At 61.1% G+C, this 22,070-nt stretch carries 26 protein-coding genes; 16 read left to right on the top strand and 10 right to left on the bottom strand.

The window, feature by feature from the left end:
* The first annotated feature begins 11 nt into the window (after positions 1 to 11).
* A complete protein-coding gene (locus J3P94_RS07220; protein ID WP_434572327.1) occupies positions 12 to 722 on the top strand; it encodes a CTP synthase C-terminal region-related (seleno)protein in 711 nt (236 codons plus the stop codon).
* A complete protein-coding gene (locus J3P94_RS07215; protein WP_434572325.1) occupies positions 719 to 1,033 on the top strand; it encodes an antibiotic biosynthesis monooxygenase family protein in 315 nt (104 codons plus the stop codon). The genes J3P94_RS07220 and J3P94_RS07215 overlap by 4 nt, the downstream gene beginning before the upstream one ends.
* Before the next feature lie 305 nt (positions 1,034 to 1,338).
* On the opposite strand, the gene J3P94_RS07210 is transcribed toward J3P94_RS07215, so the two are convergent.
* Positions 1,339 to 1,665: a DUF2025 family protein gene (locus J3P94_RS07210; protein WP_434572323.1), complete on the bottom strand. Its 327-nt coding sequence runs from the start codon at positions 1,663 to 1,665 to the stop codon at positions 1,339 to 1,341.
* A 237-nt stretch (positions 1,666 to 1,902) separates the two neighbouring features.
* Here J3P94_RS07210 and J3P94_RS07205 point away from each other — a divergent pair, with 237 nt between their 5' ends.
* The 3 genes from J3P94_RS07205 (at position 1,903) to J3P94_RS07195 (ending at position 4,661) form a co-directional block, all read left to right on the top strand.
* Positions 1,903 to 3,030, top strand: coding sequence for a glycerophosphodiester phosphodiesterase (locus J3P94_RS07205; RefSeq protein ID WP_434572321.1), 1,128 nt, complete (start codon positions 1,903 to 1,905; stop codon positions 3,028 to 3,030).
* A 122-nt stretch (positions 3,031 to 3,152) separates the two neighbouring features.
* A complete protein-coding gene (locus J3P94_RS07200; protein WP_434572319.1) occupies positions 3,153 to 3,458 on the top strand; it encodes a PepSY domain-containing protein in 306 nt (101 codons plus the stop codon).
* Between the two features lie 180 nt (positions 3,459 to 3,638).
* Positions 3,639 to 4,661, top strand: coding sequence for a transporter (locus tag J3P94_RS07195; protein WP_434572317.1), 1,023 nt, complete (start codon positions 3,639 to 3,641; stop codon positions 4,659 to 4,661).
* A gap of 190 nt (positions 4,662 to 4,851) precedes the next feature.
* On the opposite strand, the gene J3P94_RS07190 is transcribed toward J3P94_RS07195, so the two are convergent.
* Positions 4,852 to 6,477 carry a methyl-accepting chemotaxis protein gene (locus J3P94_RS07190; RefSeq protein WP_434572315.1) on the bottom strand — a complete coding sequence of 542 codons (1,626 nt, stop codon included), beginning with the start codon at positions 6,475 to 6,477 and terminating at the stop codon, positions 4,852 to 4,854.
* A gap of 288 nt (positions 6,478 to 6,765) precedes the next feature.
* Between J3P94_RS07190 and J3P94_RS07185 the strand changes: the two genes are divergently transcribed.
* The 3 genes from J3P94_RS07185 to J3P94_RS07175 all read left to right on the top strand — a co-directional run bounded on the left by J3P94_RS07185 (position 6,766) and on the right by J3P94_RS07175 (position 8,480).
* Positions 6,766 to 6,909 carry a hypothetical protein gene (locus J3P94_RS07185; protein WP_305499286.1) on the top strand — a complete coding sequence of 48 codons (144 nt, stop codon included), beginning with the start codon at positions 6,766 to 6,768 and terminating at the stop codon, positions 6,907 to 6,909.
* Between the two features lie 75 nt (positions 6,910 to 6,984).
* Positions 6,985 to 7,197, top strand: coding sequence for a hypothetical protein (locus tag J3P94_RS07180; RefSeq protein WP_305499285.1), 213 nt, complete (start codon positions 6,985 to 6,987; stop codon positions 7,195 to 7,197).
* Positions 7,198 to 7,280: 83 nt separating this feature from the next.
* On the top strand, positions 7,281 to 8,480 hold the full coding sequence (locus J3P94_RS07175; protein WP_434572313.1) for an MFS transporter: 1,200 nt from the start codon (positions 7,281 to 7,283) through the stop codon (positions 8,478 to 8,480).
* On the opposite strand, the gene arfB is transcribed toward J3P94_RS07175, so the two are convergent.
* Together arfB and J3P94_RS07165 are read right to left on the bottom strand one after the other, a co-directional pair.
* Positions 8,477 to 8,890, bottom strand: a complete 414-nt coding sequence (gene arfB / locus J3P94_RS07170; RefSeq protein ID WP_045156713.1) for an alternative ribosome rescue aminoacyl-tRNA hydrolase ArfB — start codon at positions 8,888 to 8,890, stop codon at positions 8,477 to 8,479. The genes J3P94_RS07175 and arfB overlap by 4 nt on opposite strands.
* A gap of 278 nt (positions 8,891 to 9,168) precedes the next feature.
* Positions 9,169 to 10,590, bottom strand: a complete 1,422-nt coding sequence (locus tag J3P94_RS07165) for an amino acid permease (protein ID WP_434572311.1) — start codon at positions 10,588 to 10,590, stop codon at positions 9,169 to 9,171.
* 657 nt (positions 10,591 to 11,247) lie between these two features.
* On the opposite strand from J3P94_RS07165, the gene J3P94_RS07160 reads away from it, so the two are divergent.
* On the top strand, positions 11,248 to 11,385 hold the full coding sequence (locus J3P94_RS07160; protein WP_003178782.1) for a hypothetical protein: 138 nt from the start codon (positions 11,248 to 11,250) through the stop codon (positions 11,383 to 11,385).
* An 85-nt stretch (positions 11,386 to 11,470) separates the two neighbouring features.
* A complete protein-coding gene (locus tag J3P94_RS07155) occupies positions 11,471 to 12,436 on the top strand; it encodes a leucyl aminopeptidase (RefSeq protein WP_434572309.1) in 966 nt (321 codons plus the stop codon).
* Between the two features lie 224 nt (positions 12,437 to 12,660).
* Here J3P94_RS07155 and rluB read toward each other — a convergent pair whose 3' ends face one another.
* The 6 genes from rluB to J3P94_RS07125 all read right to left on the bottom strand — a co-directional run bounded on the left by rluB (position 12,661) and on the right by J3P94_RS07125 (position 17,677).
* Positions 12,661 to 13,896: a 23S rRNA pseudouridine(2605) synthase RluB gene (gene rluB / locus J3P94_RS07150; protein ID WP_305499278.1), complete on the bottom strand. Its 1,236-nt coding sequence runs from the start codon at positions 13,894 to 13,896 to the stop codon at positions 12,661 to 12,663.
* A 144-nt stretch (positions 13,897 to 14,040) separates the two neighbouring features.
* Complete coding sequence (locus J3P94_RS07145; RefSeq protein WP_305499277.1) at positions 14,041 to 14,232, bottom strand: DUF1289 domain-containing protein; 192 nt, start codon at positions 14,230 to 14,232, stop codon at positions 14,041 to 14,043.
* 121 nt (positions 14,233 to 14,353) lie between these two features.
* Positions 14,354 to 15,328 carry an SMC-Scp complex subunit ScpB gene (gene scpB / locus J3P94_RS07140; protein ID WP_434572307.1) on the bottom strand — a complete coding sequence of 325 codons (975 nt, stop codon included), beginning with the start codon at positions 15,326 to 15,328 and terminating at the stop codon, positions 14,354 to 14,356.
* Between the two features lie 11 nt (positions 15,329 to 15,339).
* A complete protein-coding gene (locus J3P94_RS07135; RefSeq protein WP_434574116.1) occupies positions 15,340 to 16,038 on the bottom strand; it encodes a segregation and condensation protein A in 699 nt (232 codons plus the stop codon).
* Positions 16,039 to 16,170: 132 nt separating this feature from the next.
* A complete protein-coding gene (locus J3P94_RS07130; RefSeq protein ID WP_305499273.1) occupies positions 16,171 to 16,800 on the bottom strand; it encodes an L-threonylcarbamoyladenylate synthase in 630 nt (209 codons plus the stop codon).
* Positions 16,801 to 16,813: 13 nt separating this feature from the next.
* Entirely contained in the window at positions 16,814 to 17,677 is an 864-nt protein-coding gene (locus J3P94_RS07125) for a PHP domain-containing protein (protein WP_434572306.1), read from the bottom strand.
* A gap of 87 nt (positions 17,678 to 17,764) precedes the next feature.
* On the opposite strand from J3P94_RS07125, the gene J3P94_RS07120 reads away from it, so the two are divergent.
* The 6 genes from J3P94_RS07120 (at position 17,765) to J3P94_RS07095 (ending at position 22,028) form a co-directional block, all read left to right on the top strand.
* Positions 17,765 to 18,361: a septation protein A gene (locus tag J3P94_RS07120; RefSeq protein WP_434572305.1), complete on the top strand. Its 597-nt coding sequence runs from the start codon at positions 17,765 to 17,767 to the stop codon at positions 18,359 to 18,361.
* Between the two features lies 1 nt (position 18,362).
* Complete coding sequence (locus J3P94_RS07115; protein WP_434572304.1) at positions 18,363 to 18,662, top strand: YciI family protein; 300 nt, start codon at positions 18,363 to 18,365, stop codon at positions 18,660 to 18,662.
* A gap of 114 nt (positions 18,663 to 18,776) precedes the next feature.
* Positions 18,777 to 19,187 carry a translation initiation factor 2 gene (locus tag J3P94_RS07110; RefSeq protein WP_434572302.1) on the top strand — a complete coding sequence of 137 codons (411 nt, stop codon included), beginning with the start codon at positions 18,777 to 18,779 and terminating at the stop codon, positions 19,185 to 19,187.
* A 7-nt stretch (positions 19,188 to 19,194) separates the two neighbouring features.
* Entirely contained in the window at positions 19,195 to 19,872 is a 678-nt protein-coding gene (locus tag J3P94_RS07105) for a response regulator transcription factor (RefSeq protein WP_025215146.1), read from the top strand.
* Between the two features lie 309 nt (positions 19,873 to 20,181).
* A complete protein-coding gene (locus tag J3P94_RS07100) occupies positions 20,182 to 20,619 on the top strand; it encodes a Spy/CpxP family protein refolding chaperone (protein ID WP_434572300.1) in 438 nt (145 codons plus the stop codon).
* 68 nt (positions 20,620 to 20,687) lie between these two features.
* Positions 20,688 to 22,028 (top strand): ATP-binding protein, encoded by a 1,341-nt coding sequence (locus tag J3P94_RS07095; protein ID WP_434572299.1) that lies wholly within the window; start codon positions 20,688 to 20,690, stop codon positions 22,026 to 22,028.
* Positions 22,029 to 22,070 lie beyond the last annotated feature (42 nt).

Below are 22,070 nucleotides of genomic sequence, written 5' to 3'. Positions count from 1 at the left end.
GCGAGACTCTCATGGAAAAAAAGCGTCCCATCCACATCGCCCTGGTCGGCGATCATGACCCGCAAATCACCGCTCACCAGGCGATCCCCCTCGCACTTGAGCTGGCTGGCGAGCAAACCGGCTGTGACGTCCGTTTCCAATGGCTGGCCACCGATCTCATCGTCGATGACACGCTGCTTTATGACTTCGATGGCATCTGGTGCGTGCCCGGCAGTCCTTACCGGAACGAAAGCGGTGCCTTGCGGGCCATCCGTTTTTCCCGCGAACAGCGGCGCCCTTTCCTCGGCACCTGCGGTGGTTTTCAACATGCCGTACTGGAATATGCCCGCAATGTGTTGGGTTGGGCCAACGCCGCCCATGGCGAAACCTCTCCAGAGGCGGAACGGGCGCTGCTGACGCCGCTGAGCTGCGCCTTGATCGAAACCATCGACAGCCTTCAGCTCGAAGTGGATTCGCTGATCGCCAAGGCTTATGGCTGCGCGACAGCGTTCGAGGGTTACCGTTGCCGCTTCGGGGTCAATCCGCATTTTGAAAAGGATTTGCTGAATGAACATTTGCACGCCGTGGCCCGAGATTCGGCCGGCGACCTGCGAGCGGTGGAGCTGCGTGATCATCCGTTTTTTGTCGCAACACTGTTCCAGCCGGAACGTGCCGCGTTGGAAGGCCGGGTGCCGCCGCTGGTCAAAGCGTTTGTCGAAGCCTGCGCGAGGAAAATGCCATGAACGGCCATTATTACGCAGTGATCTTTACCTCGTTGCGTACCAAGGGAGACCAAGGCTACGCCGAAGCCGCCGAACGCATGATGGCCCTTGCCCGGGAGCAGCCCGGATTTCTGGGCGTCGAATCGGCCCGTGGCGATGATGGTCTGGGAATCACCGTGTCCTACTGGCGCGATGAAGCAGCGATCCTGGCCTGGAAGCAGCATCCCGAACATAGCGCGATCCGTGAGCGCGGTCGCTCCACCTGGTACAGCCAATGCCATACGCGGGTGTGCAAGGTCGAACGGGACTATGCCTTCCAACGCCAAACCTGAGGCAGACTCAAACCCTTGTGGGAGCGAGCCTGCTCGCGAAGGCGGTATGTCAGCCACCGCGATGTTGACTGATCCAACGCCTTCACGAGCAGGCTCGCTCCCACATTGGTCCTCATTGACCCAGATATCGGGCTCGCTTCCACATTGTTCCCTGGCGTCCGCAGATTCATTGTCCAGCACAAACCTTGTGGGAGCGAGCTTGCTCGCGATAGCGGTATGTCAGTCACGGCGATGTTGACTGATCCAACGCCTTCGCGAGCAAGCTCGCTCCCACACGGTTCTCGGTTCAGTTCAGATTTGGTAGCTCAGCCTCCCACCATCTGCCGCACCGCTACGATTTCCGGCAAGTCTTGGCGGGCCATGTACACCCGCAGCGGTTCGGTAAGGTTGATCCGGTCGTCGATGTTCTGGTCAAGCAGCAGTTGGATTCGCTCGCGCCTGAGCGCCATGGCGCCATCTGCCGCAGGGGTCCAGACGAATTCGCAGGTGGGGATGATGCCGTCGGCGGCAACGTCCATGCCAAAGGAGTCTTCGCTGAAACGCACGATGTAATGGCCGGTCTTGCGATTCAGGCCAACGAAGCCCCTGAGCTGGTCCGCGGCCTGGCAGATGAGTGTCGAAGTGGTGCGCATGGTAAACCTCATGGATGCGTCCCGAGAGACGTCTGATCGATGGTTTACACGCAAGGCAGGCGAACAGTGAGGTTTCCCTCTACCGGGGAAACTGGTGTGACCAAGGGTACTTCAAAGCGGCTCGAAAATGCGTGGGAAAATTCCTCTTGCATAGGTCAATGTCGGTATGGCGATAGCGTCCGCAGCGTTCAATTGTTAAAAGAGAGGTTTTACAGAACCCACGAAAGGAACTCGAGCATGCCCGTCACCTTTACCCGTAGCGCATTGATGCTGAGCCTGATGCTCGGTTTCGGCCCGGCACACGCCGCCGAGGTGCCAAGTCCCAAGGCCCTGGCAACCCAGCAAGGCATCCCCCATCCCGCGGTCATCGCCCATCGCGGCGCCTCGTTCGATGCGCCGGAGTCCACCGCCGCGGCCTACAAGCTGGCCCGTGACCTGGGCGCTGATTACCTTGAGCTCGACCTGCAACGCAGCAAGGACGGCGTGCTGTTCGTCCTGCACGACGATAGCCTGCTGCGCACCACCGATGTCGCCACCAAGTTCCCCGAGCGCAAGGACAGCACCGCCAACGAATTCACCATGGCCGAACTCAAGACGCTGGACGCCGGCAGCTGGTTCAACGCGGCCTACCCGGAGCGTGCGCGTCCTGCCTTTGTCGGCCTGAAGATCCTGACCCTGGATGAGGTCATCAATATCGCCGAGGGCAACCCGCAACAGAAGCCGGGGCTTTACATCGAAACCAAGGAACCGAAGCTGTTCCCGGGCATCGAGCGCGACCTCAAGGACAAGCTCCAGGACCGCGGCTGGCTGAGCCCGTCCGGTTCCAAGCTGGCCAAGCGCGCCCTCGGTGTGGGCCAGGGCAAAGGCAAGGTGGTATTGCAGACCTTCGAAAAGAGCAGCCTGGAACTGCTGCACAAGGAAATGCCCAAGGTGCCGAAAATCCTGTTGCTGTGGGTCGGCGAAGGCAATATCGAGCCCAAGTCCAAGGTGCCGTTTGCCGAGTCCGGCGAGACCGACAAGGCGGTTTACTACGCGAAACAGGAGCCCAAGGACAAGGCCGAATTCGAAAAATGGGTCCAGTACGCCAAGGCCCAGGGCGCCATCGGCACCGGCCCTTCGGCAGCATTGACGCACGGCGGCAGCCAGAGTTATGCGGATCTGGTGAAACCCTGGATGAACCAGTACACCCACGATCAGGGTTTGCTGGTACATGTCTATACGGTGGATGAGCCGGTGGACTTCAAGAAAGTCATGGATGCCGGTGTGGACGGCATTTTCACCAACCGGGCCAGCGAATTGCTCAAGTACTTCAAACGTCCTGAAACAGGCAGCGTGACGCAACTTCTGCAGAAGAACGGTTACTGACGGACAGCAGCGGATCGGCGCATTCGCTGCAAGTTTTCCGAATTAAGGGTGAGTTAAGTTGCCAGAGATAATCTGAACCCACTTAAACGAATCAACCTTTAACGACACCAAGGAAAGACAATATGAAAACTTTGACTGCCCTGTTCACTGCTGCCGCCCTGACCCTCACCGCCGGCCTGGCCCAGGCTGATGTACGAATCGACCAGGTTCCTCAGTTGGTCAAGGACGGCAAGATCAAGTCGTTGGAATCGATGAATGATGAAGTGCTGAAGCTGCACCCGGGTGGCACGATCACCGACACCGACCTGGATAACCACTTCAACGGTTATGAATATGAAGTCGAAGTGCGAGACGCCAAGGGCCAGGAGTGGGATGTCGACTTTGACGCAACTACCGGTAAAGTCCTGAGCAACAAACAAGATACTTAATCAGTCGTATAAAGGAGCCGCGCAACTTCCGGGTTGCGCGGCTTTTTTGCATCCGAAGGTAAACCGCTGCTGACCCGCCAACCCAGTCCAACCGTCACAAAACCTTCAAACAACCCTGCAATGATGCCGCTCAAGTGAACCTGTCATCGCCACGACAGGCACTCCCGCCAGCGAGCCCGCATGAATCACAGCATCGATCAAAGCCACCGCGATCCGGATCTGTTCGGCCTGCTCTACGGGTTTCGCTTCCGCCCCGGCGAGCGCGGGCAAGAGATCGATTCGGCCCAGGCGCTGCGATGCCTGCAGCAACCGGAGGACGCCGACGAATTCCTCTGGCTGCATCTGAACCTGGCTCATGCCGCTTGCGAGCGCTGGATGAAAAACCATCTGGCCTTGCCCGAGGAGTTTTTCGAAGCCCTGCACGAAGGCTCGCGCTCGACCCGCATCGAGCACGTCGACTCGGCCTTGCTGGCCGTGGTCAACGATGTGGTATTCAACCTCAGCAACCTGGTGTCTTCGGACGTGTCCACGTTGTGGGTTTGCGTTCACAGTCGGCTGATAATCAGCGCACGCCTGCAGCCATTGCACTCGGTGGACAAGCTGCGTTCGTCGGTCAAGGCTGGCGAGTGCTTCCGTTCGCCGCTGGAACTGCTCGTGCACTTGCTGCGCGACCAGGGCGAAGTGCTGACCCAGATCGTGCGCAAGACCAGCCTCAGCGTTGACCAGATCGAAGACCAGTTATTGTCTTCGCGCGTGTCCAACAACCGCGCCGAACTGGGTAGCCAACGGCGGATACTGGTGCGCCTGCAACGCCTGCTGGCAATGGAGCCGGGTTCGTTGCTGCGGCTGCTCAATCGCCCGCCACAGTGGTTGCAGAAAGAAGACGTCAAGGAGCTGCGCAAATCCACTGAGGAATTCGCCCTGATCATCAACGACCTCACCGCGTTGGGCGAGCGGATCAAATTGCTGCAGGAAGAAATCGCCGCCAACCTCAATGAACAGAGCAACCGTACGCTGTTCACCCTGACCGTGGTCACGGTGCTGGCCTTGCCCATCAACATTATTGCCGGTTTTTTTGGCATGAATGTCGGCGGCGTGCCGCTGGCCGATGATGCCCATGGTTTCTGGATTCTCGTCGCACTGGTGGCGACGTTCACGCTGATCGCCGGACGCTGGGCGTTCCGCAAGCGCCGTGATTATTGAATCGATCCCTGTTTGCCGCTCGTATGAGCTTTTGTGGCGAGGGAGCTTGCTCCCGCTCGGCTGCGCAGCAGTCGTAAGTTTTTTCCTGATGCACCGCATTGAATGGCTAAGGGGCTGCTACGCAGCCCAGCGGGAGCAAGCTCCCTCGCCACAGGTGTCAATCAGGCCCTATTTTAAACGGTCAATGCACTCAAGCACTCAACCGTGCCGTCACTTCATTCAACTGCCCGGACAACCCGTGCAGATCCCGACTCGCCGCTTCGGTGCGCTGCACGTTGTCCAGGTTGGTGCTGGCGATGCAGGTGATTTCCGTCAGGTTGCGCGAGATGTCCTCGGCCACCGAGGTCTGCTCTTCCGCCGCCGTGGCGATTTGGCGGTTCATGTCGCGAATCGCTTCGACTGCCTGGGTGATGCGTTCGAGCATCTCGCCGGCCTGGGTCACCTGCTCGACACTTTCCTCACTGCGCGACTGCCCGCTTTCGATGGCCTGGGCCGCGTCCACCGCCCCGGTCTGGACGGTCTGGATGATCTGATTGATCTCGATGATCGACGACGCCGTGCGTTGAGCCAGGCTGCGCACCTCATCGGCCACTACTGCAAAACCACGCCCCGCCTCACCGGCCCGTGCGGCTTCGATAGCGGCGTTTAGGGCCAGCAGGTTGGTCTGTTCGGCGATCCCGCGGATCACTTCCAATACCTTGCCGATGCGCCCGCTATCAGCTTCCAGACGACGAATCACCGTGGCCGTGTTGGCAATTTCGCCACGCATCTGCGTGATGGTGTGGATAGTACCTTGCATCACTTTCTCGCCCTGCTGCGCCGAATGATCGGCGTCATCGGCAGCGCGCGCCGCATCGGCGGCATGGCGGGCAACTTCCTGGGCGGTGGCGGACATCTCGTTCATCGCCGTCGCCACCTGATCGGTACGCTCGAACTGCTCGCTGGTGCCCTGGCTCATCAGGCTGGCAATGGCGTTCAACTCGCCGCTGGCACTGTCCAGCTCGGTGGCGCTGCGTTGCAGGCGGGTGAAGGTTTCGGCAAGGAAATCGCGCAACGTGTTGGCCGCCAGGGCCAGGTCGCCCAGTTCATCCTGGCGCGTGCTGGTGACACGCTCGGCGAAACGTCCGCGGCTCAGTTGAGTCACGTACTCGATCAGCTTACGGATCGGCTGCACCAGGTTGCGGTTGACCAGCCACACACTCAGCAACCCGATCAACACGCCCGAGACGAGCATGATCACCGTCCCCAGTAGGATCGTGCGATCGGCACCGGCACTGATCAGCGCCGACTGCTCATCGCCCAGTTTATGCAGCTCGACCACCAGCTCGCTCATCTGCTCGCTGGTCGCGCGGTCCACGCCCTTGACCGCGGCATCACCTGCCGCCGCGTCGCCGCCGGCCGTTACAAACGCATCACGACCCTTTTGATAGGCCGCGCCCAGTTGGGCATGTTCGCCTCGCAGGCGTTCGATGCGCGTCTTGATCTGCGCCGGAACACCCTCATGTTTGATCAGGTCGCCAAGGATGCCCTGGACATCGCGCTGACGGTCTTCAAATTGCTTCCAGTATTTCTCCAGGTCCGCCGGCTGCTTGCCACGCAGCAGCACGTTTTTCCATTCCTGGACCTGGACCTTGAATTGCAGGTTCGCCTCGTCGATCAATTGCGACGCACGCAACGGGCCATCGATCAGGTTGCGATAATTCTGGATGCCGTCGGAAAGGAAATGGAAGGACGCCAGGGCGATCAGCAGCATTGCCAGCAAGCTGCCGCTCAGCAACGCCAGAATCTGGGCTTTCAGGGATTTTTGTAAAAACATGGAGTCGATCTCTCGGCAAAAAGGACCGTCCATGTCCAGGGTCCACTGTCGCAACTGAGCGTGCGGGATATAGCATGCCATCGGCACGCATACCTTGTTCTTGAGCCTCGGCGACCACCGGTAATGGCATCGTTTTCGGCGACTGAACATGACCTGTCCGGACAACTCCTTTTGTCGCTCCGCCTGGATTAAAAAGTCTTTTTGTCATTTCTTCTGGGGTATCCTGCCCACGCTTTGTAAAAGCGCGGATCTACCCGATCGATCAACAGACTTTGCGAGGAGCGCGAAATGCACGAGATTCCGAATCTCCCCTTCCCAAGCCTGCACGAACCTGAGCAGACGCCCACGCTACAAGCCGGGGGGCAACCCGACGCCCAGCAACCCGAGCCGCCGCAAGCCACTGAACGCCGCCAGGCCGACAGCGAAGACTGATACACCCGCACCAACAGACTGTGTGGAAAGCGCTAAGATGCGCTTTCCACACCGCCTGAATCCGAGCCCTGCACCATGACCGATGACACCTCCTCCTTCAGCCCGGCCCAGGCCAGCGTACTGATCGACACCGCCGAGAAAATGGTCGACATCTGGACCCGTCTCTCCCCCGAGAAACAAGCCGCCCTGCTGGCCCGCTTCGGCACGGAAGAAAATGCCCTGGCCGCTCTCGTCACCACGCATCTGGTCGCTGGCAAAACCCCTGGCGAAACGCCGTCCGGCAAATAGTTCTACTTTTCCAAGCTTCGCCCGCACGGTCGCCGTTATCATAAGCAGCCTATCTATCCAGCTGCCCCGTGGACCTTTTACCCATGCCAGATTCCCAGCGCCCCTTGGCGGTCACGCTGCAAGTCGTCTCCATCGTCCTGTTCACCTTTATCGGTTATCTGAACATCGGTATTCCCTTGGCCGTACTGCCCGGCTTCGTTCATGGCGAGCTGGGCTTCGGCGCGGTGATCGCCGGGCTGGTCATCAGCGTGCAGTATCTGGCCACCCTCCTCAGCCGGCCTTATGCGGGGCGCATCATCGACAACCTGGGCAGCAAACGGGCGGTCATGTTCGGCCTGGCCGGATGTGGCCTGAGCGGCGTGTTCATGCTGGTCTCGGCCTGGACCGCGGGCATGCCGGCCCTGAGCCTGAGCAGCCTGTTGATCGGACGCCTGGTGCTGGGCAGTGCGGAAAGCCTGGTGGGTTCAGGCTCGATTGGCTGGGGAATCGGCCGGGTCGGCGCGGCCAATACCGCCAAGGTGATTTCCTGGAACGGTATCGCCAGTTACGGCGCGCTGGCGATCGGCGCGCCGCTGGGGGTCTGGCTGGTCAAGTCCCTGGGGCTGTGGAGCATGGGCGTCAGTATCATCCTGCTGGCGGTGCTCGGGCTGGCACTGGCCTGGCCGAAAACCGCCGCGCCGATCGTCACCGGCGAGCGCCTGCCATTCATGCATGTGCTCGGGCGCGTGCTGCCCCATGGTTGCGGCCTGGCCCTGGGCTCCATCGGTTTTGGCACCATCGCCACCTTCATCACCCTGTATTACGCAACACAGCACTGGGATAACGCCGTGCTCTGCCTGAGCCTGTTCGGTGCGAGTTTCATCGGTGCGCGTTTGCTGTTCGGCAACCTGATCAACCGTCTCGGTGGCTTCCGGGTGGCGATCGCCTGCCTCTCGGTGGAAACCCTGGGCCTGCTGCTGTTGTGGCTGGCGCCGGATGCGCAGTGGGCCCTGGCAGGGGCGGCATTGAGTGGTTTCGGGTTTTCGCTGGTATTCCCGGCGCTGGGGGTGGAAGCAGTCAACCTGGTACCGGCCTCCAGCCGTGGGGCAGCAGTGGGCGCATATTCACTGTTCATCGATTTGTCGCTGGGCATCACCGGTCCGTTGGCCGGCGCGATTGCCGCGGGTTTCGGCTTTGCCTCGATCTTTCTGTTCGCCGCGCTGGCAGCCCTGGGTGGGCTGGCATTGAGCGTCTACCTGTATCGCCAGGCCCCTCGCTATCGCGAGGAGCGGGACAGGCACTAGAAGTCCACCTTGCCGCGCCCGGCCTTGATCGAGCCGCGCTTGGTCTTGGATTCGAGACGACGTTTTTTTGAACCCAGGGTCGGCTTGGTCGGACGGCGTTTCTTTTCGACCTTGGTGGCGCTGAGGATCAGCTCGACCAGGCGCTCCAGCGCATCGGCCCGGTTCTGTTCCTGCGTGCGGTATTGCTGGGCCTTGATGATCAATACGCCGTCGCTGGTGATGCGACTGTCGCGCAGGGCCAGCAGCCGCTCCTTGTAGAACTCGGGCAGCGACGAAGCCGGGATATCGAAGCGCAAGTGCACGGCGCTGGAAACCTTGTTGACGTTCTGCCCGCCGGCGCCCTGGGCGCGGATGGCCGTCAGCTCGATCTCGGCGTCCGGGATGTGCACGGTGTTGGAAATGACCAGCATGGAAAGCGTCCGGTGTCAGGCTCCACAGGATACCGCGAATTCTCAAGACCGCACCTGCTCCCCATGGGAGTGATGGTGACCACACACACTCTGTGAACACTGAAGATCAATGTGGGAGCGAGCTTGCTCGCGATGGCGGTGGATCAGCAGCATAGATGTGACTGACACGCCGCTATCGCGAGCAAGCTCGCTCCCACAGGGATTTCCCACAGAAGGTGTGTGTGCCCTTGAAACAACAAACCCGGCACTTGGCCGGGTCTGTTTTACTGGCGAAAAACTTACTTGGCGGCAGCCGTCACAGCCAGTTCATGTCGGGCACTGCGCTTGTTCTTGATCACGTAGCAGCCCCACATGAACACCACCCACACCGGAATCGCGTAGACCGAAACCTGGATGCCCGGGATCAGCAGCATCACGCCGAGGATGAACACCACGAACGCCAGGCAGACGTAGTTGCCGTACGGGTACCACAACGCCTTGAACAGCGGCGTCTGGCGAGTCTGGTTCATGTGCTGGCGGAACTTGAAGTGCGAGTAGCTGATCATCGCCCAGTTGATCACCAGAGTGGCAACCACCAACGACATCAGTAACTCCAGCGCATGCTGGGGGATCAGGTAGTTCAGCAGCACCGCCACCAGGGTGATCGCCGCCGAAGCGAGGATCGACCGCACCGGCACGCCACGCTTGTCGATTTTCGCCAGCGCCTTGGGCGCATCGCCCTGCTCGGCCATACCCAGCAACATGCGGCTGTTGCAGTAGGTGCCGCTGTTGTACACCGACAACGCGGCGGTCAGCACCACGAAGTTGAGGATGTGCGCCGCGGTGTTGCTGCCGAGCATCGAAAACACCTGCACGAACGGGCTGCCGCTATAGGCATCGCCAGAGGCGTTGAGGGTGGTCAACAGGCTGTCCCATGGTGTCAGCGAGAGCAGCACCACCAGCGCACCGATGTAGAAAATCAGGATCCGGTAGATCACCTGGTTGATGGCCTTGGGGATCACGGTTTTCGGCTTGTCGGCTTCGGCAGCGGTGAAACCGAGCATCTCCAGGCCGCCGAAGGAGAACATGATGATCGCCATGGCCATCACCAGGCCGCTGACGCCGTTGGGGAAGAACCCACCGTGGGACCACAGGTTGGTAACCGAGGCCTGTGGGCCGCCGTGTCCGCTGACCAGCAGGTAACTGCCCAGGGCGATCATGCCGACGATCGCTACCACCTTGATGATCGCGAACCAGAACTCAGCCTCGCCAAACACTTTGACGTTGGCCAGGTTGATCGCATTGATGAGGATGAAAAACGCTGCCGCCGAGGCCCAGGTCGGGATTTCCGGCGCCCAGTAATGGATGTATTTGCCGACGGCGGTCAGCTCGGACATGCCCACCAGGATATAGAGGATCCAGCAGTTCCAGCCCGACAGGAACCCGGCGAAACCGCCCCAGTATTTGTGCGCAAAATGACTGAAGGAACCGGCCACCGGCTCTTCGACAATCATTTCGCCCAACTGGCGCATGATCATGAAGGCGATGAAGCCGCAGATTGCGTAGCCGAGGATCATCGACGGGCCGGCTGATTTCAGCACCCCCGCCGAGCCGAGGAACAGGCCGGTACCGATCGCGCCACCGAGGGCGATCAGTTGGATGTGGCGATTTTTCAGGCCGCGCTTCAGCTCGCCTGAATGCGTATTTTCTACAACGGTCATGCGTCACCTATTTGTTTTTATCTGTGACGAAATCGGACCCGACACGCTTGTGGCGTGGCGGAGTGAACAAGGCGGATAACCTTGAAAGTGCGTGGGTACGCGAAGGGTCACAGTAAAACGCGGCGCATTGTACACTGCAGTACCCTCGCTGCCAGACACCAGCAGACCAGCGTCTCACCCCGCACTTGAGGTCTGGCGCGCATCTGACCCTTCCCGCGGCCTTGAAACAAGCGCTGCGAAGTATCAAGAAACGCGTCAAGCCAAGCCACTCGGCAGTTTTTTCTTACAGCCCTTTCAAATGCCTATACCGGTTCGCTAGACCGGTCAAAACCGTCAGCATTCCTTTACAAGCCGTAACGCAAAATTTCCATGCAGGAAGTTTCCGAAGGATGACTGCAAATTGACGGTAGCTAGCTACCTAATAAAAAACCAACGCCAGCCGGCTGTTTTTCAATAGCTAATTTGTCGCGAAAAAATAGAACAAAAAGTTCAAACGAAAAAAATAAAATTTTTTTTTGCATTCCAAAAAACCCTCGACTAGGTTTTCAGCCACTTGCCCAGGCATCGTGCCGGCGAGTTTTTGCGGTGCCGATTCAGTTGGGTCCTGCCCGCCGGATCGGCCCGCGTTTTCCGCAAAAGTCATCTAGGAGATTCACTATGCAAGCACTGGACAAAGACTTGGAAACCGAACTGCAACTGGATGAATGGTTCGAAGCACCGACCCATGAAGCCGCCGTTGAAATGATGCAAGCCGACGCCGTTGTGCCGTTCGGCACGGCAATGTGGCCCCTGTAAGCGCTACCCGGCGGAGCTGATCCGGCCGGTCGGCTCCGTCATTTGCCGCGAGGGACGCCACATCAATCGCCAAGGAAGAATAAGCATGGACACCCAACGAGCCATCTCTCATTTCCTTTACTACCTCGAACATCATCCCGCCCTGGTCGGCATCCAGCCCGCCAAGGTTCTGCTCGGCCACACGGCCGATTACGAAGCCCTGACCGGCGCGATTGCCGAACAGGCCGGCAGCGGCTCACCGTTCAGTTTCAGCGCCATGCGCCTGGACCTTGAACCCACGGAGCGCCTGTCCCAGGCAATTGCCGACAGCGACCTGTACATCTTTTTCTATGACTCTTCGACCCTGCCCAACCCCCGCCCCGACGGCCCGGAATTTGTCCGTGCGCTGCAAGGCGTGATGGCGGAAAACTGGAAGAAATCGCTGCTGTTCAAGGATTACGGTGAATATTTCTACGACACCTTCAGCGTCATTCCGCAACGCATCGCCGGGCTCAACAGCCACCTCATCCGCCGCATGTCCCAGGCTACGACGTTGAGCTTCGAGGATGAGCACGGCTCGTATTTCGACACGGCGCTGAACAGCGTCAAGAAGTGGACCGATATCAATGGCGTCGGCAACTACGACCTGGCCCCAGGCGAAATCGCCACTCACAGCGACACCATCAATGGCCGGGTGAAATTTGTCGGCACGTTTCTCAGTACGATTCCCTTCGCGCGCAAGTACGGCGTGTTGCAATCGCCGCTGGAGCTGTGGATTGAAGACTCCACCATCCAGAAAATCGCCACCGACGTACCGGGCCTGGAACACGACTTCAACAAGTACCTGGACGCCAACCCGTCCAACCGCCGCATCGAGGAACTGGGCATCGGCACCAACGAAGGGGTCAAGGGCCTGTACGCTCGCAATGCCGGTTTCGAAGAGCGCCATTGCGGCTTGCACCTGGGGCTCGGTGGCGGGGCCAAGGGCAGCCATCACCTGGATCTGATTTTCCAAGGGGGTGTGCTGGCGCTGGACAAGGAGCCGGTGTTTGATGGGCGGTTTGTGCTTTAGGCTGGATCTTTTGTGAAGCTGATGGCGCCATCGCGAGCAAGCTCGCTCCCACAATTGAACTGCGGTGAATAACCGATTGTATTCGACGCGATTCCTGTGGGAGCGAGCTTGCTCGCGATGGCGGACTCGACTGCACTGCATCACTAAAGCCAGACCCAAAAAAAACGCCAACCCAACGGTTGGCGTTTTTTCTTGCAGCTAGAAGCTTGTAGCTCGCAGCTGTATTACTCCGGCTTACGACGCCCAAACCCCGGACGCTGCCCCGAACCTGCCGGCGCGCCACGGCGCTTGCCCGACGGTGCGTCACGGTCAGCCAGGATGATACCCGGGCGTTTTTTTGGCGCCGGCTTGGCCGGACGCTTGGTGTCGGCCGGACGATCGGCGACCGGCGTGCCACGGCCCGCCGGAGCACCGCGACCTTCGCCGCGCTCGGTACGACCGTTGGCCGGACGTGGTGTACGCGGGCCGCGCTCGCCGTCCTGACGTGGCGCAGGCTTGCGGGCCGGACGCTCGCCTTCGATCTGCGGTTCACGGGAAGGACGCGGGCCAGTCGCTGCGCCATCGGCCGCCGGACGCAGCGTACGCACGCGCTCGGTCTTGCCCATCGGACGCGAGGACTTGCGCTGCATCCGCTCCAGCTTGTCCTTGCTCTTGGCGGTCATCTGCGGCATGGAGACAGGCTTGAGGCCGACTTCGGCTGCGAGGATGTCGACTTCCTGCTGGGTCATTTCACGCCAGCGGCCCATCGGCAGGTCGGAGTTAAGGAACACCGGGCCGAAACGCACGCGCTTCAGGCGGCTGACCACCAGGCCCTGGGATTCCCACAAGCGCCGCACTTCACGGTTACGGCCTTCCATCACCACGCAGTGGTACCAGTGGTTGAAACCTTCACCACCCGGCGCCTGCTTGATATCGGTGAAACGCGCCGGGCCGTCTTCCAGCACGACGCCGGCCTTGAGGCGCTCGATCATCTCGTCATCGACTTCGCCACGCACGCGCACGGCGTATTCGCGGTCCATCTCGTAGGACGGGTGCATCAGGCGGTTGGCCAACTCACCGTCAGTGGTGAACATCAGCAAACCGGTGGTATTGATGTCCAGGCGACCGATGTTGATCCAGCGGCCTTCTTTCGGACGCGGCATCTTGTCGAACACGGTCGGACGGCCTTCCGGGTCGTCACGGGTGCAGATTTCGCCGTCGGGCTTGTTGTACATGATCACGCGGCGCACCGTTTCGGCGGCCTCTTCGCGCTTGATCACCTTGCCATCGATGGTAATGGCGTCGTGCATGTCGACACGCAGGCCCAAGGTGGCGTCTTTGCCGTTGACCTTGATGCGGCCCTGGGTGATCCAGGCTTCCACGTCACGGCGCGAACCGACGCCGATACGGGCGAGGACTTTTTGCAGTTTCTCGCCTGCTGGGCCGATTTCCTGGCTGTCGTTCTGGTCTAGGTCTTTCATTTCTGGGCACCTCCCGGTGTGGTCGAGTCAGGCTTGGCCTGACGCTTTGAAAACGGGTCTTTCGGCGAAGGGATCGCCAAAGGGTCGCGAATCATACGCTCGTTGAAGGATTCGCGCATCAGAGACTAGCTGATGGAAACGCGCTCAGCGTTTTTTCCGCCGACCGGTGGCACCCAGCTTGATCAGGCGTAGCGCCGCTTCGGCCAGCACGGCGCGCTTGTCGTCCTTGTCGAGTTTTTTCCAGGCTTTGATCTCGCGCTTGCTGCGCCCGCAACCGATGCAAATATCTTCGTCGAACTTGCAGAGGCTGATGCAGGGGTCTTTGGTGGAGCTCATGATTCACCCAAGAATAATGTGGGAGCGAGCCTGCTCGCGAAGGCGGTGTATCAGTCAAAATCATGTTGACTGAGCTGACGCTTTCGCGAGCAGGCTCGCTCCCACAAGGGAAGGAGGTGTGTCAGTCGTCGAGCTGGCGCCGTTCGTTTTCGATCGCCTCGGCCAGGGCGCGGGCCTCGGCTTCTTCGTCGCTCAGCTCGGGTTCTGGCGGCTCAAGGGCGGCGACGGCGGCCAGCAGTTTTGCCCGGGCTTGGGCAACGCCGAGGATGTCTTCTTCAGGTTCCGATTCCGGTTCCGTTTCAGGCTCGGGCTCGGGCTCGGGCTCGGGCTCAGGTTCCGCCGCGCTATCGGGCTCCGCCAGGTCACCCTCAGGACCAGGAGCGTCACGCAGCAGGTCATCGAAGTCGGTCTTCAAGCCCTCCTCCATGGTGTCCAGCTCCAGCAGCAACGAGTGGAAACTGGTCTCTTCCTTCGGCTCTTCGGGCTCGGCGCTGGCGTCGGCCAATTCCTGCAAGGCCTGGGGCACCGGGGCGTCGTCGAATTCGAGCATCGGCTCGGGCTCCAGTTCCCGCAGTTCGGCTAGCGGCGGCAGGTCGTCGAGGTTCTTCAGGTTGAAGTGATCGAGAAACGCCTTGGTGGTGGCGAACATCGCCGGCTTGCCCGGCACATCGCGATAGCCGACGACGCGGATCCACTCACGTTCCAGCAAGGTCTTGACGATGTGGCTGTTGACCGCCACGCCACGCACGTCCTCGATCTCGCCCCGGGTGATCGGTTGGCGATAGGCGATCAGCGCCATGGTTTCGAGCATCGCGCGGGAATAACGCTGCGGCCGCTCCTCCCACAGGCGCCCGACCCAGGGGGCGAATTTTTCGCGGATCTGCAAACGGTAGCCGGACGCTACCTCCTTGAGTTCGAAAGCCCTGCCTTCGCAGGATTTACCCAGCAGCGTCAGGGCTTTCTTGAACACGGCAGGCTCAGGCCGCTCGCCTTCTTCGAAAAGCTCGAACAGACGCTCCATCGACTGTGGCTTTCCAGAGGCCAGCAGGAAAGCTTCAAGCAAGGGCGCCAGTTCACGGGGTTCGGTCAGATTCATCGGTTTGCTCGTTATTCGGCTCGGGCCCGCACATGGATCGCTGCGAACGGCTCATTCTGCACCAGCTCGACCAAGGATTCCTTGACCAATTCCAGGACCGCCATAAACGTCACCACCACGCCCAGCCGCCCTTCCTCGGCGGTGAACAGCTCGACAAAGGGCACAAAACTGCCGCCCTTGAGCCGTTCCAGCACATCGCTCATGCGCTCGCGGGTGGACAATGCCTCACGGCTGACCTGGTGACTTTCAAACATGTCGCCCCGGCGCAGGACCTCGGCCATGGACATCAGCAGCTCTTCCAGGCTCACGTCCGGCAGCAACTTGCGCGCCCGCGCCTCGGGGGCGTCGAGCCTGGGCACCAGCACATCGCGCCCGACCCGACTCAAGCCGTCGATGCCTTCGGCCGCGGCCTTGAAGCGCTCGTACTCTTGCAGGCGACGGATCAGCTCGGCCCGAGGATCGTCCTCTTCCGCCTCCACCTCGGCCGAGCGCGGCAGCAGCATGCGCGACTTGATCTCGGCCAGCATGGCCGCCATCACCAGGTATTCCGCCGCCAGTTCCAGGCGCACCGACTGCATCAGCTCGACGTAGCCCATGTATTGGCGGGTGATTTCCGCCACCGGGATGTCGAGGATGTTGATGTTCTGTTTGCGGATCAGGTACAGCAACAGGTCGAGCGGCCCTTCGAAGGCTTCGAGGAAAACCTCCAGCGCATCCGGCGGGATGTACAGGTCCAGGGGCATTTCCATGACCGCCTGGCCATAGACCATGGCGAACGGCAGCTCCTGTTGCGCGCCGGCCTGGCTGTCGACATTTTCGACCGCGGTTTCCACAACCGACATTCAGGCCTCGACCATGAACGGCGTCGGATCGCCGCAGCCGACGCGTACCACTTGCGGTTCGCCGTCGGCCAGGTTGATCACCGTGGACGCCTTCATGCCGCCGTAACCGCCGTCGATGATCAGGTCGACCTGATGCTCCAGCAGTTGGCGCATTTCATAGGGGTCGGTCAGCGGATCGGTCTCGCCGGGCATGATCAGCGTCACGCTCATCAACGGCTCACCGAGTTCCGCCAGCAGCGCCAGGGCAATGGGATGGCTCGGCACCCGCAGCCCGATGGTGCGCTTCTTTGGGTGCAGCAACAGCCGCGGGACTTCCCGGGTGGCATTCAGGATAAAGGTATAGGGGCCCGGCAGATGGGCCTTGAGCAGGCGGAAAGTGCCGGTGTCGATCTTGGCGAACAAGCCCAACTGCGAGAGGTCGCTGCAAATGAGCGCGAAGTTGTGCTTGTCATCCAGCTGACGCAAGCGTCTTACCCGCTCGACCGCGTTTTTATCGCCGATCTGGCAACCAATGGCGTAGGACGAGTCGGTGGGATAGACCACGACGCCACCGCCACGGATGATTTCCACAGCCTGTTTGATCAGGCGCGCTTGCGGGTTTTCCGGATGAATCTGGAAAAATTGACTCACGTGTTCTACCTGTTCAGACGGCGGCGATAACGGGATCATGTTTGAATCTACACCATAGTGGTGGCAGATCTTCCGGCAACGGGCGGTATTCGCCAATCTCGGACCAGCCTCCCGGGCCGTGGAAATCACTCCCGGCGGTCACCAGCAGGCCAAACTCCCGGGCGAGGATCGCCAGGCTGCCGACCTGCTCGGCCGGCTGATGGCCATTGACCACTTCGATGGCATGGCCCCCTGCTTGAATATAGTCGGCTATCAGGCGGCGGCGCTTGCTGCGGGTGAATTCATAATGCCAGGGATGCGCCAGGCTGACCCAAGCCCCGGCGGCCCGCAGAGTCTCGACCGTTTCTTCCAGGGTGGGCCAGTGCTGCTTGACGTCCCCCAGCTTGCCGGCCCCCAGCCATTTTCGGAAGGCTTCGGCGCGGTCCTTGACGAAGCCCTCGCGCACCATCCAGTCGGCAAAGTGCGGCCGGGCCGGGGCGTTGCCGCTGTCACCCAGTTCCTGCTGGACCTGCCGGGCGCCTTCCAGCGCGCCGGGCATGCCCTTGAGGGCCAGTTTGCGGCTGATCTCCTCGGAGCGCAGCCAGCGACCGTCACGCAACTCGGCAATGGCCTGGACCAGTGACGGTGCATTCACATCGAAGCCATAGCCCAGCACGTGGATGGTCGCCCCGCCCCAAGTGCAGGACAGTTCGACGCCGTTGACCAGTTGCATGCCCAGCGCGGTGGCGGCGCTACGCGCTTCGTCGAGACCTTCGAGGGTGTCGTGATCGGTCAGGGCCAGGACTCGCACGCCGTGCTCGAACGCCCGCGCCACCAGAACCGCAGGCGCCAGGGCGCCATCGGAGGCCGTGCTATGGCAGTGCAAATCAACATTCACGAGACTTTGTTACCTCAAATCAGCTGGCCCTATCGCGGCCAAGGATGTTTGTTATTATGCCGCCACATCCTGCTTCTGGCTGCCACTGTGAAACAATTCATCGATTTCATCCCGCTCCTGCTGTTTTTCATCGTCTACAAACTTGATCCACGGACCGTCGACATCGCCGGCCACTCCTTGACTGTAGGCGGTATCTACAGCGCCACCGCGGTGCTGATCATCAGCTCCCTGGTGGTCTACGGCGCGCTGTTCGTGTCCCAGCGCAAGCTGGAGAAGAGCCAGTGGCTGACGCTGATCGCCTGCCTGGTGTTCGGCAGCCTGACCCTGGCCTTCCACAGCGAGACCTTCCTCAAATGGAAAGCCCCGGTGGTCAACTGGCTGTTCGCCCTGGCCTTCATCGGCAGCCACTTCGTCGGCGATCGCCTGCTGATCAAACGCATCATGGGCCACGCGCTGAGCCTGCCGGACGCGATCTGGACCCGATTGAACATCGCCTGGATCGCCTTCTTCCTGTTCTGCGGGGCCGCCAACCTGTTCGTTGCGTTCACGTTCCAGCAATACTGGGTCGACTTCAAGGTCTTCGGCAGCCTGGGCATGACCTTGCTGTTCCTGATCGGCCAGGGCATCTACCTGTCCCGTCACCTGCACGATGCCGAACCCACCACGCCAAAAACCGAGGACTGACATGCTCTACGCAATCATTGCCACCGACGTCGCCGACTCCCTGGAAAAACGCCTGGCCGCGCGCCCGGAGCATCTTGAGCGCCTGCAGCAGCTAAAGGCCGAAGGCCGCATCGTGCTGGCCGGCCCGCACCCGGCGGTGGACAGTAATGATCCGGGCGCCGCGGGTTTTACCGGCAGTCTGATCGTGGCCGAGTTCGACTCCCTGGCCGCCGCACAGGCGTGGGCCAAGGCCGACCCGTTCGTGGCGGCCGGCGTCTACGCCGATGTCGTGGTCAAGCCGTTCAAGCAAGTCCTGCCATAACCCCCGGACGCGATGAGTCTTCCTGGCTCATTGCGCTCAATTGCTCATTGTTCTCGTCAGCCTGCCGACAACCTGTCTAATCTGCTCAATCTCGATTGGAATTCAGGAGTTGCAATGCGCAAAGGTCGGTTGTGCCTGTTGTTGGTCTCGTTGGCGATTGGAGCCCCCGCCCACGGCGAGGAGAGCACCGAGGCTGCTCATTCGGCGCCCTTGTCCCTGAGCGCGGGCGGCCAGATCGCCGAATTGCAGCAGCGCCTGAAAGACAGCGAGCGCATGCGTGAAGCACTCACCCAGCAACTGCAGAACACCAACGGCGAACGCGAGAGCGCGCTGGTGGGACGGCTGCGCCAGGAGAACCAGCGCCTGAAGTTGCAACTCAAGGAAGCCCAGTCCAGCCCGCTGCCGCGCCTGCTGACCGAACAGCAACAGTGGTTCGTCGTCGGCGCCGGGGTAGCGCTATTGGCCCTGCTCTGCGGTATCTTTGCCAGCGGTGGACGTAGACAACGTCGGCAATGGCTAAATTGAGTGAGTCATGAGCGAGCTGTTACTGATTGATGATGACCAGGAGCTGTGTGAGCTCCTCGGCAGTTGGCTGGGCCAGGAAGGTTTCCAGGTCCGCGCTTGCCACGATGGCCAGAGCGCCCGCAAGGCCCTGGCCGAAACCGCCCCGGCGGCGGTGGTGCTGGATGTGATGCTGCCCGACGGCAGCGGCCTGGAACTGCTCAAGCAGTTGCGCAACGATCACCCGGAATTGCCGGTGCTGATGCTCTCGGCCCGCGGCGAACCGCTGGATCGCATCCTTGGCCTGGAGCTGGGGGCTGACGATTACCTGGCCAAGCCTTGCGATCCACGAGAGCTGACCGCCCGCCTGCGCGCCGTGTTGCGCCGCAGCCATCCCGCCGCGGTTTCCAGCCAGATCGAACTGGGTGACCTGACCTTCAGTCCGGTGCGTGGCGTGGTCAGCATCGATGAACAGGAACAGACCCTCACCGTCTCCGAAAGCCGCCTGCTCGAAGCACTGCTCAAGCAGCCCGGTGAGCCGCTGGACAAGCAGGAACTGGCGCAGATTGCCTTGGGCCGCAAGCTGACCTTGTACGATCGCAGCCTCGACATGCACGTTAGCAACCTGCGCAAGAAGATCGGTCCCCACCCCGACGGCCGCCCGCGCATCGTCGCCCTGCGTAGCCGGGGCTACTACTACAGCCTCTGAAGAGTGCGGCTTCTCTCAGCCTCTAGAGGCTTTTGTGGCGAGGGAGCTTGCTCCCGCTGGGCTACGAAGTAGCCCCAAGATTCTGCGGTTGCTGCGCAACCGAGCGGGAGCAAGCTCCCTCGCCACAAAGGCGCCCTCGCCACAGCAAGTACCCCCATCACAGGGCTTCGTGTTCGACCCTGCAAATTTGTCAGGTTCGCACCAAACCGTCTTTACCCAAGCTTTACCCACCCCTGACCGCCGCTGACCTTGATCTTTGTAATCTGCACACATCCGGAACTGACCGGGAACGAGACAAGGAGAGACACCATGCGCAAGACCCTTACCGCTCTGATGTTCGCCGCCGCCCTGCCGACCGTGGCCATGGCCATGCCCGAAGGCCCGGGGCCTATGGGCCCGATGGACGGTCCGCGTCACGGTGGCCAGATGCACGATAAAGGCCCCTACAGCCAACTGGACCTGACCCGCGAACAACGCGAGCAGATTCGCCGGATCATGGGTGAACAGCGCCATGAGCAACGCGAACTGGTCGGCAAGTACCTGGCCAAGCTGTCGCCAGCCGACCAGAAAGCCATGCAGGACGAAATGGAAGCGCGGCATCAGAAAGTCGATGCCCAGATCCGTGGCTTGCTGAAGCCCGAGCAGCAGAAAGAGTTTGACGCCATCCAGAAAAAACGCGCCGAACGTCGGGCCGAGTGGGCCGAATTCAAAGCCTGGAAAGCGCAACAACCGCAAAAAGCGCAATAATGCGCTGAAGCACCCCCAGCCCAACGGCATGCCGCCGTTGGGCTTTCCTGGTTTTCGAGGATAAATCCGTGCGTTCACTGTTCTGGCGCATCCTGGCCAGTTTCTGGCTGGCCATCGCCCTGGTCGCGGGGCTTTCGATCCTCATGGGCCACATGCTGAACCAGGACGCCTGGATCCTCAGCCGCCATCCAGGGCTCAACACCCTGGCCGAAGAATGGACACAATCCTACGAAAGCCAGGGCGAAGAGGCTGCGCAAGACATCCTGCAACAGCGCAAGCGCAAGTATCACATCGACGTCCAGGTGCTCAACGAGAGCGGCGACCCGGTGGTGCGCGGCACCTTTCCCCATCGCGCCGCGGCTTTCGAGGCGCGCCAGAACAACGACGACCGACGCCTCCCCTGGCGGCGCTTGACTGACGAGTTCACCAGCGCCAAGACCGGCGACACCTACCTGTTCATCTACCGCATCCCCCATCCCGAACTGGACGCCTGGCACCGCGACAGCCTGCTCTGGCCCCTTAGCGCCCTGGCCATTGCGCTGGTGGTACTGACCTTGTTCAGCCTGTTGGTGACCCTCTCCATCACCCGCCCGCTGAGCCGCCTGCGCGGCGCGGTGCATGACCTCGGCCAAGCCACGTACCAGCAGAACAGCCTCGCCAAACTGGCCAACCGCCGGGACGAATTCGGCGTACTGGCCACTGACTTCAATCGCATGGGTGCGCGCCTGCAAAGCCTGATCGCCAGCCAGCGCCAATTGCTGCGCGATGTTTCCCATGAGCTGCGCTCGCCCCTGGCCCGGCTGCGCATCGCCCTGGCGCTGGCGGAGCGGGCGAGCCCCGCCGAGCGTGAAAAACTCTGGCCGCGCCTGACACGCGAATGTGACCGCCTGGAAGCATTGATCAGCGAAATCCTGGTGTTGGCCCGGGTCGACGCCGACAACGCCAGCGCCGAGGAAGTCGACCTCAACGGTTTGCTGGAGAACCTGCAAAAAGACGCCCAGCTGGCTTCACCGGAGCAACACGTGCGCCTGGAAGCCGAGCCGCAACTGACACTCAAGGGCTGGCCCACCATGATCGAACGGGCGGTGGACAATCTCCTGCGCAATGCCCAGCGCTTCAACCCTGCCGGGCAGCCCATCGAGATGCGTGCCGCGCGCCAAGGGGAGTGGATAATGATCAGCGTTCACGACCACGGCCCCGGCGTAGAGGCGGAACACCTGGGCCAGTTGAGCGAACCGTTTTATCGCGCTCCCGGCCAGACCGCCCCCGGGCATGGTCTCGGCCTGGCGATCGCGCGCCGTGCGGCGGAACGGCATGGCGGAACCCTGGGATTGGCGAACCACCCCGACGGCGGATTCATCGCCACCCTGGAATTACCGCTGGTGCCGGGCGCGGTGGTGCAACCTTGAGCACCAAATGAAGGCTTGACCTTTCGAGTAGATGATAAGCAT

This window comes from Pseudomonas sp. Z3-8, from assembly GCF_051131975.1.
Classification (GTDB): domain Bacteria; phylum Pseudomonadota; class Gammaproteobacteria; order Pseudomonadales; family Pseudomonadaceae; genus Aquipseudomonas.
This window is presented reverse-complemented; position numbering and strand designations above follow the sequence as displayed.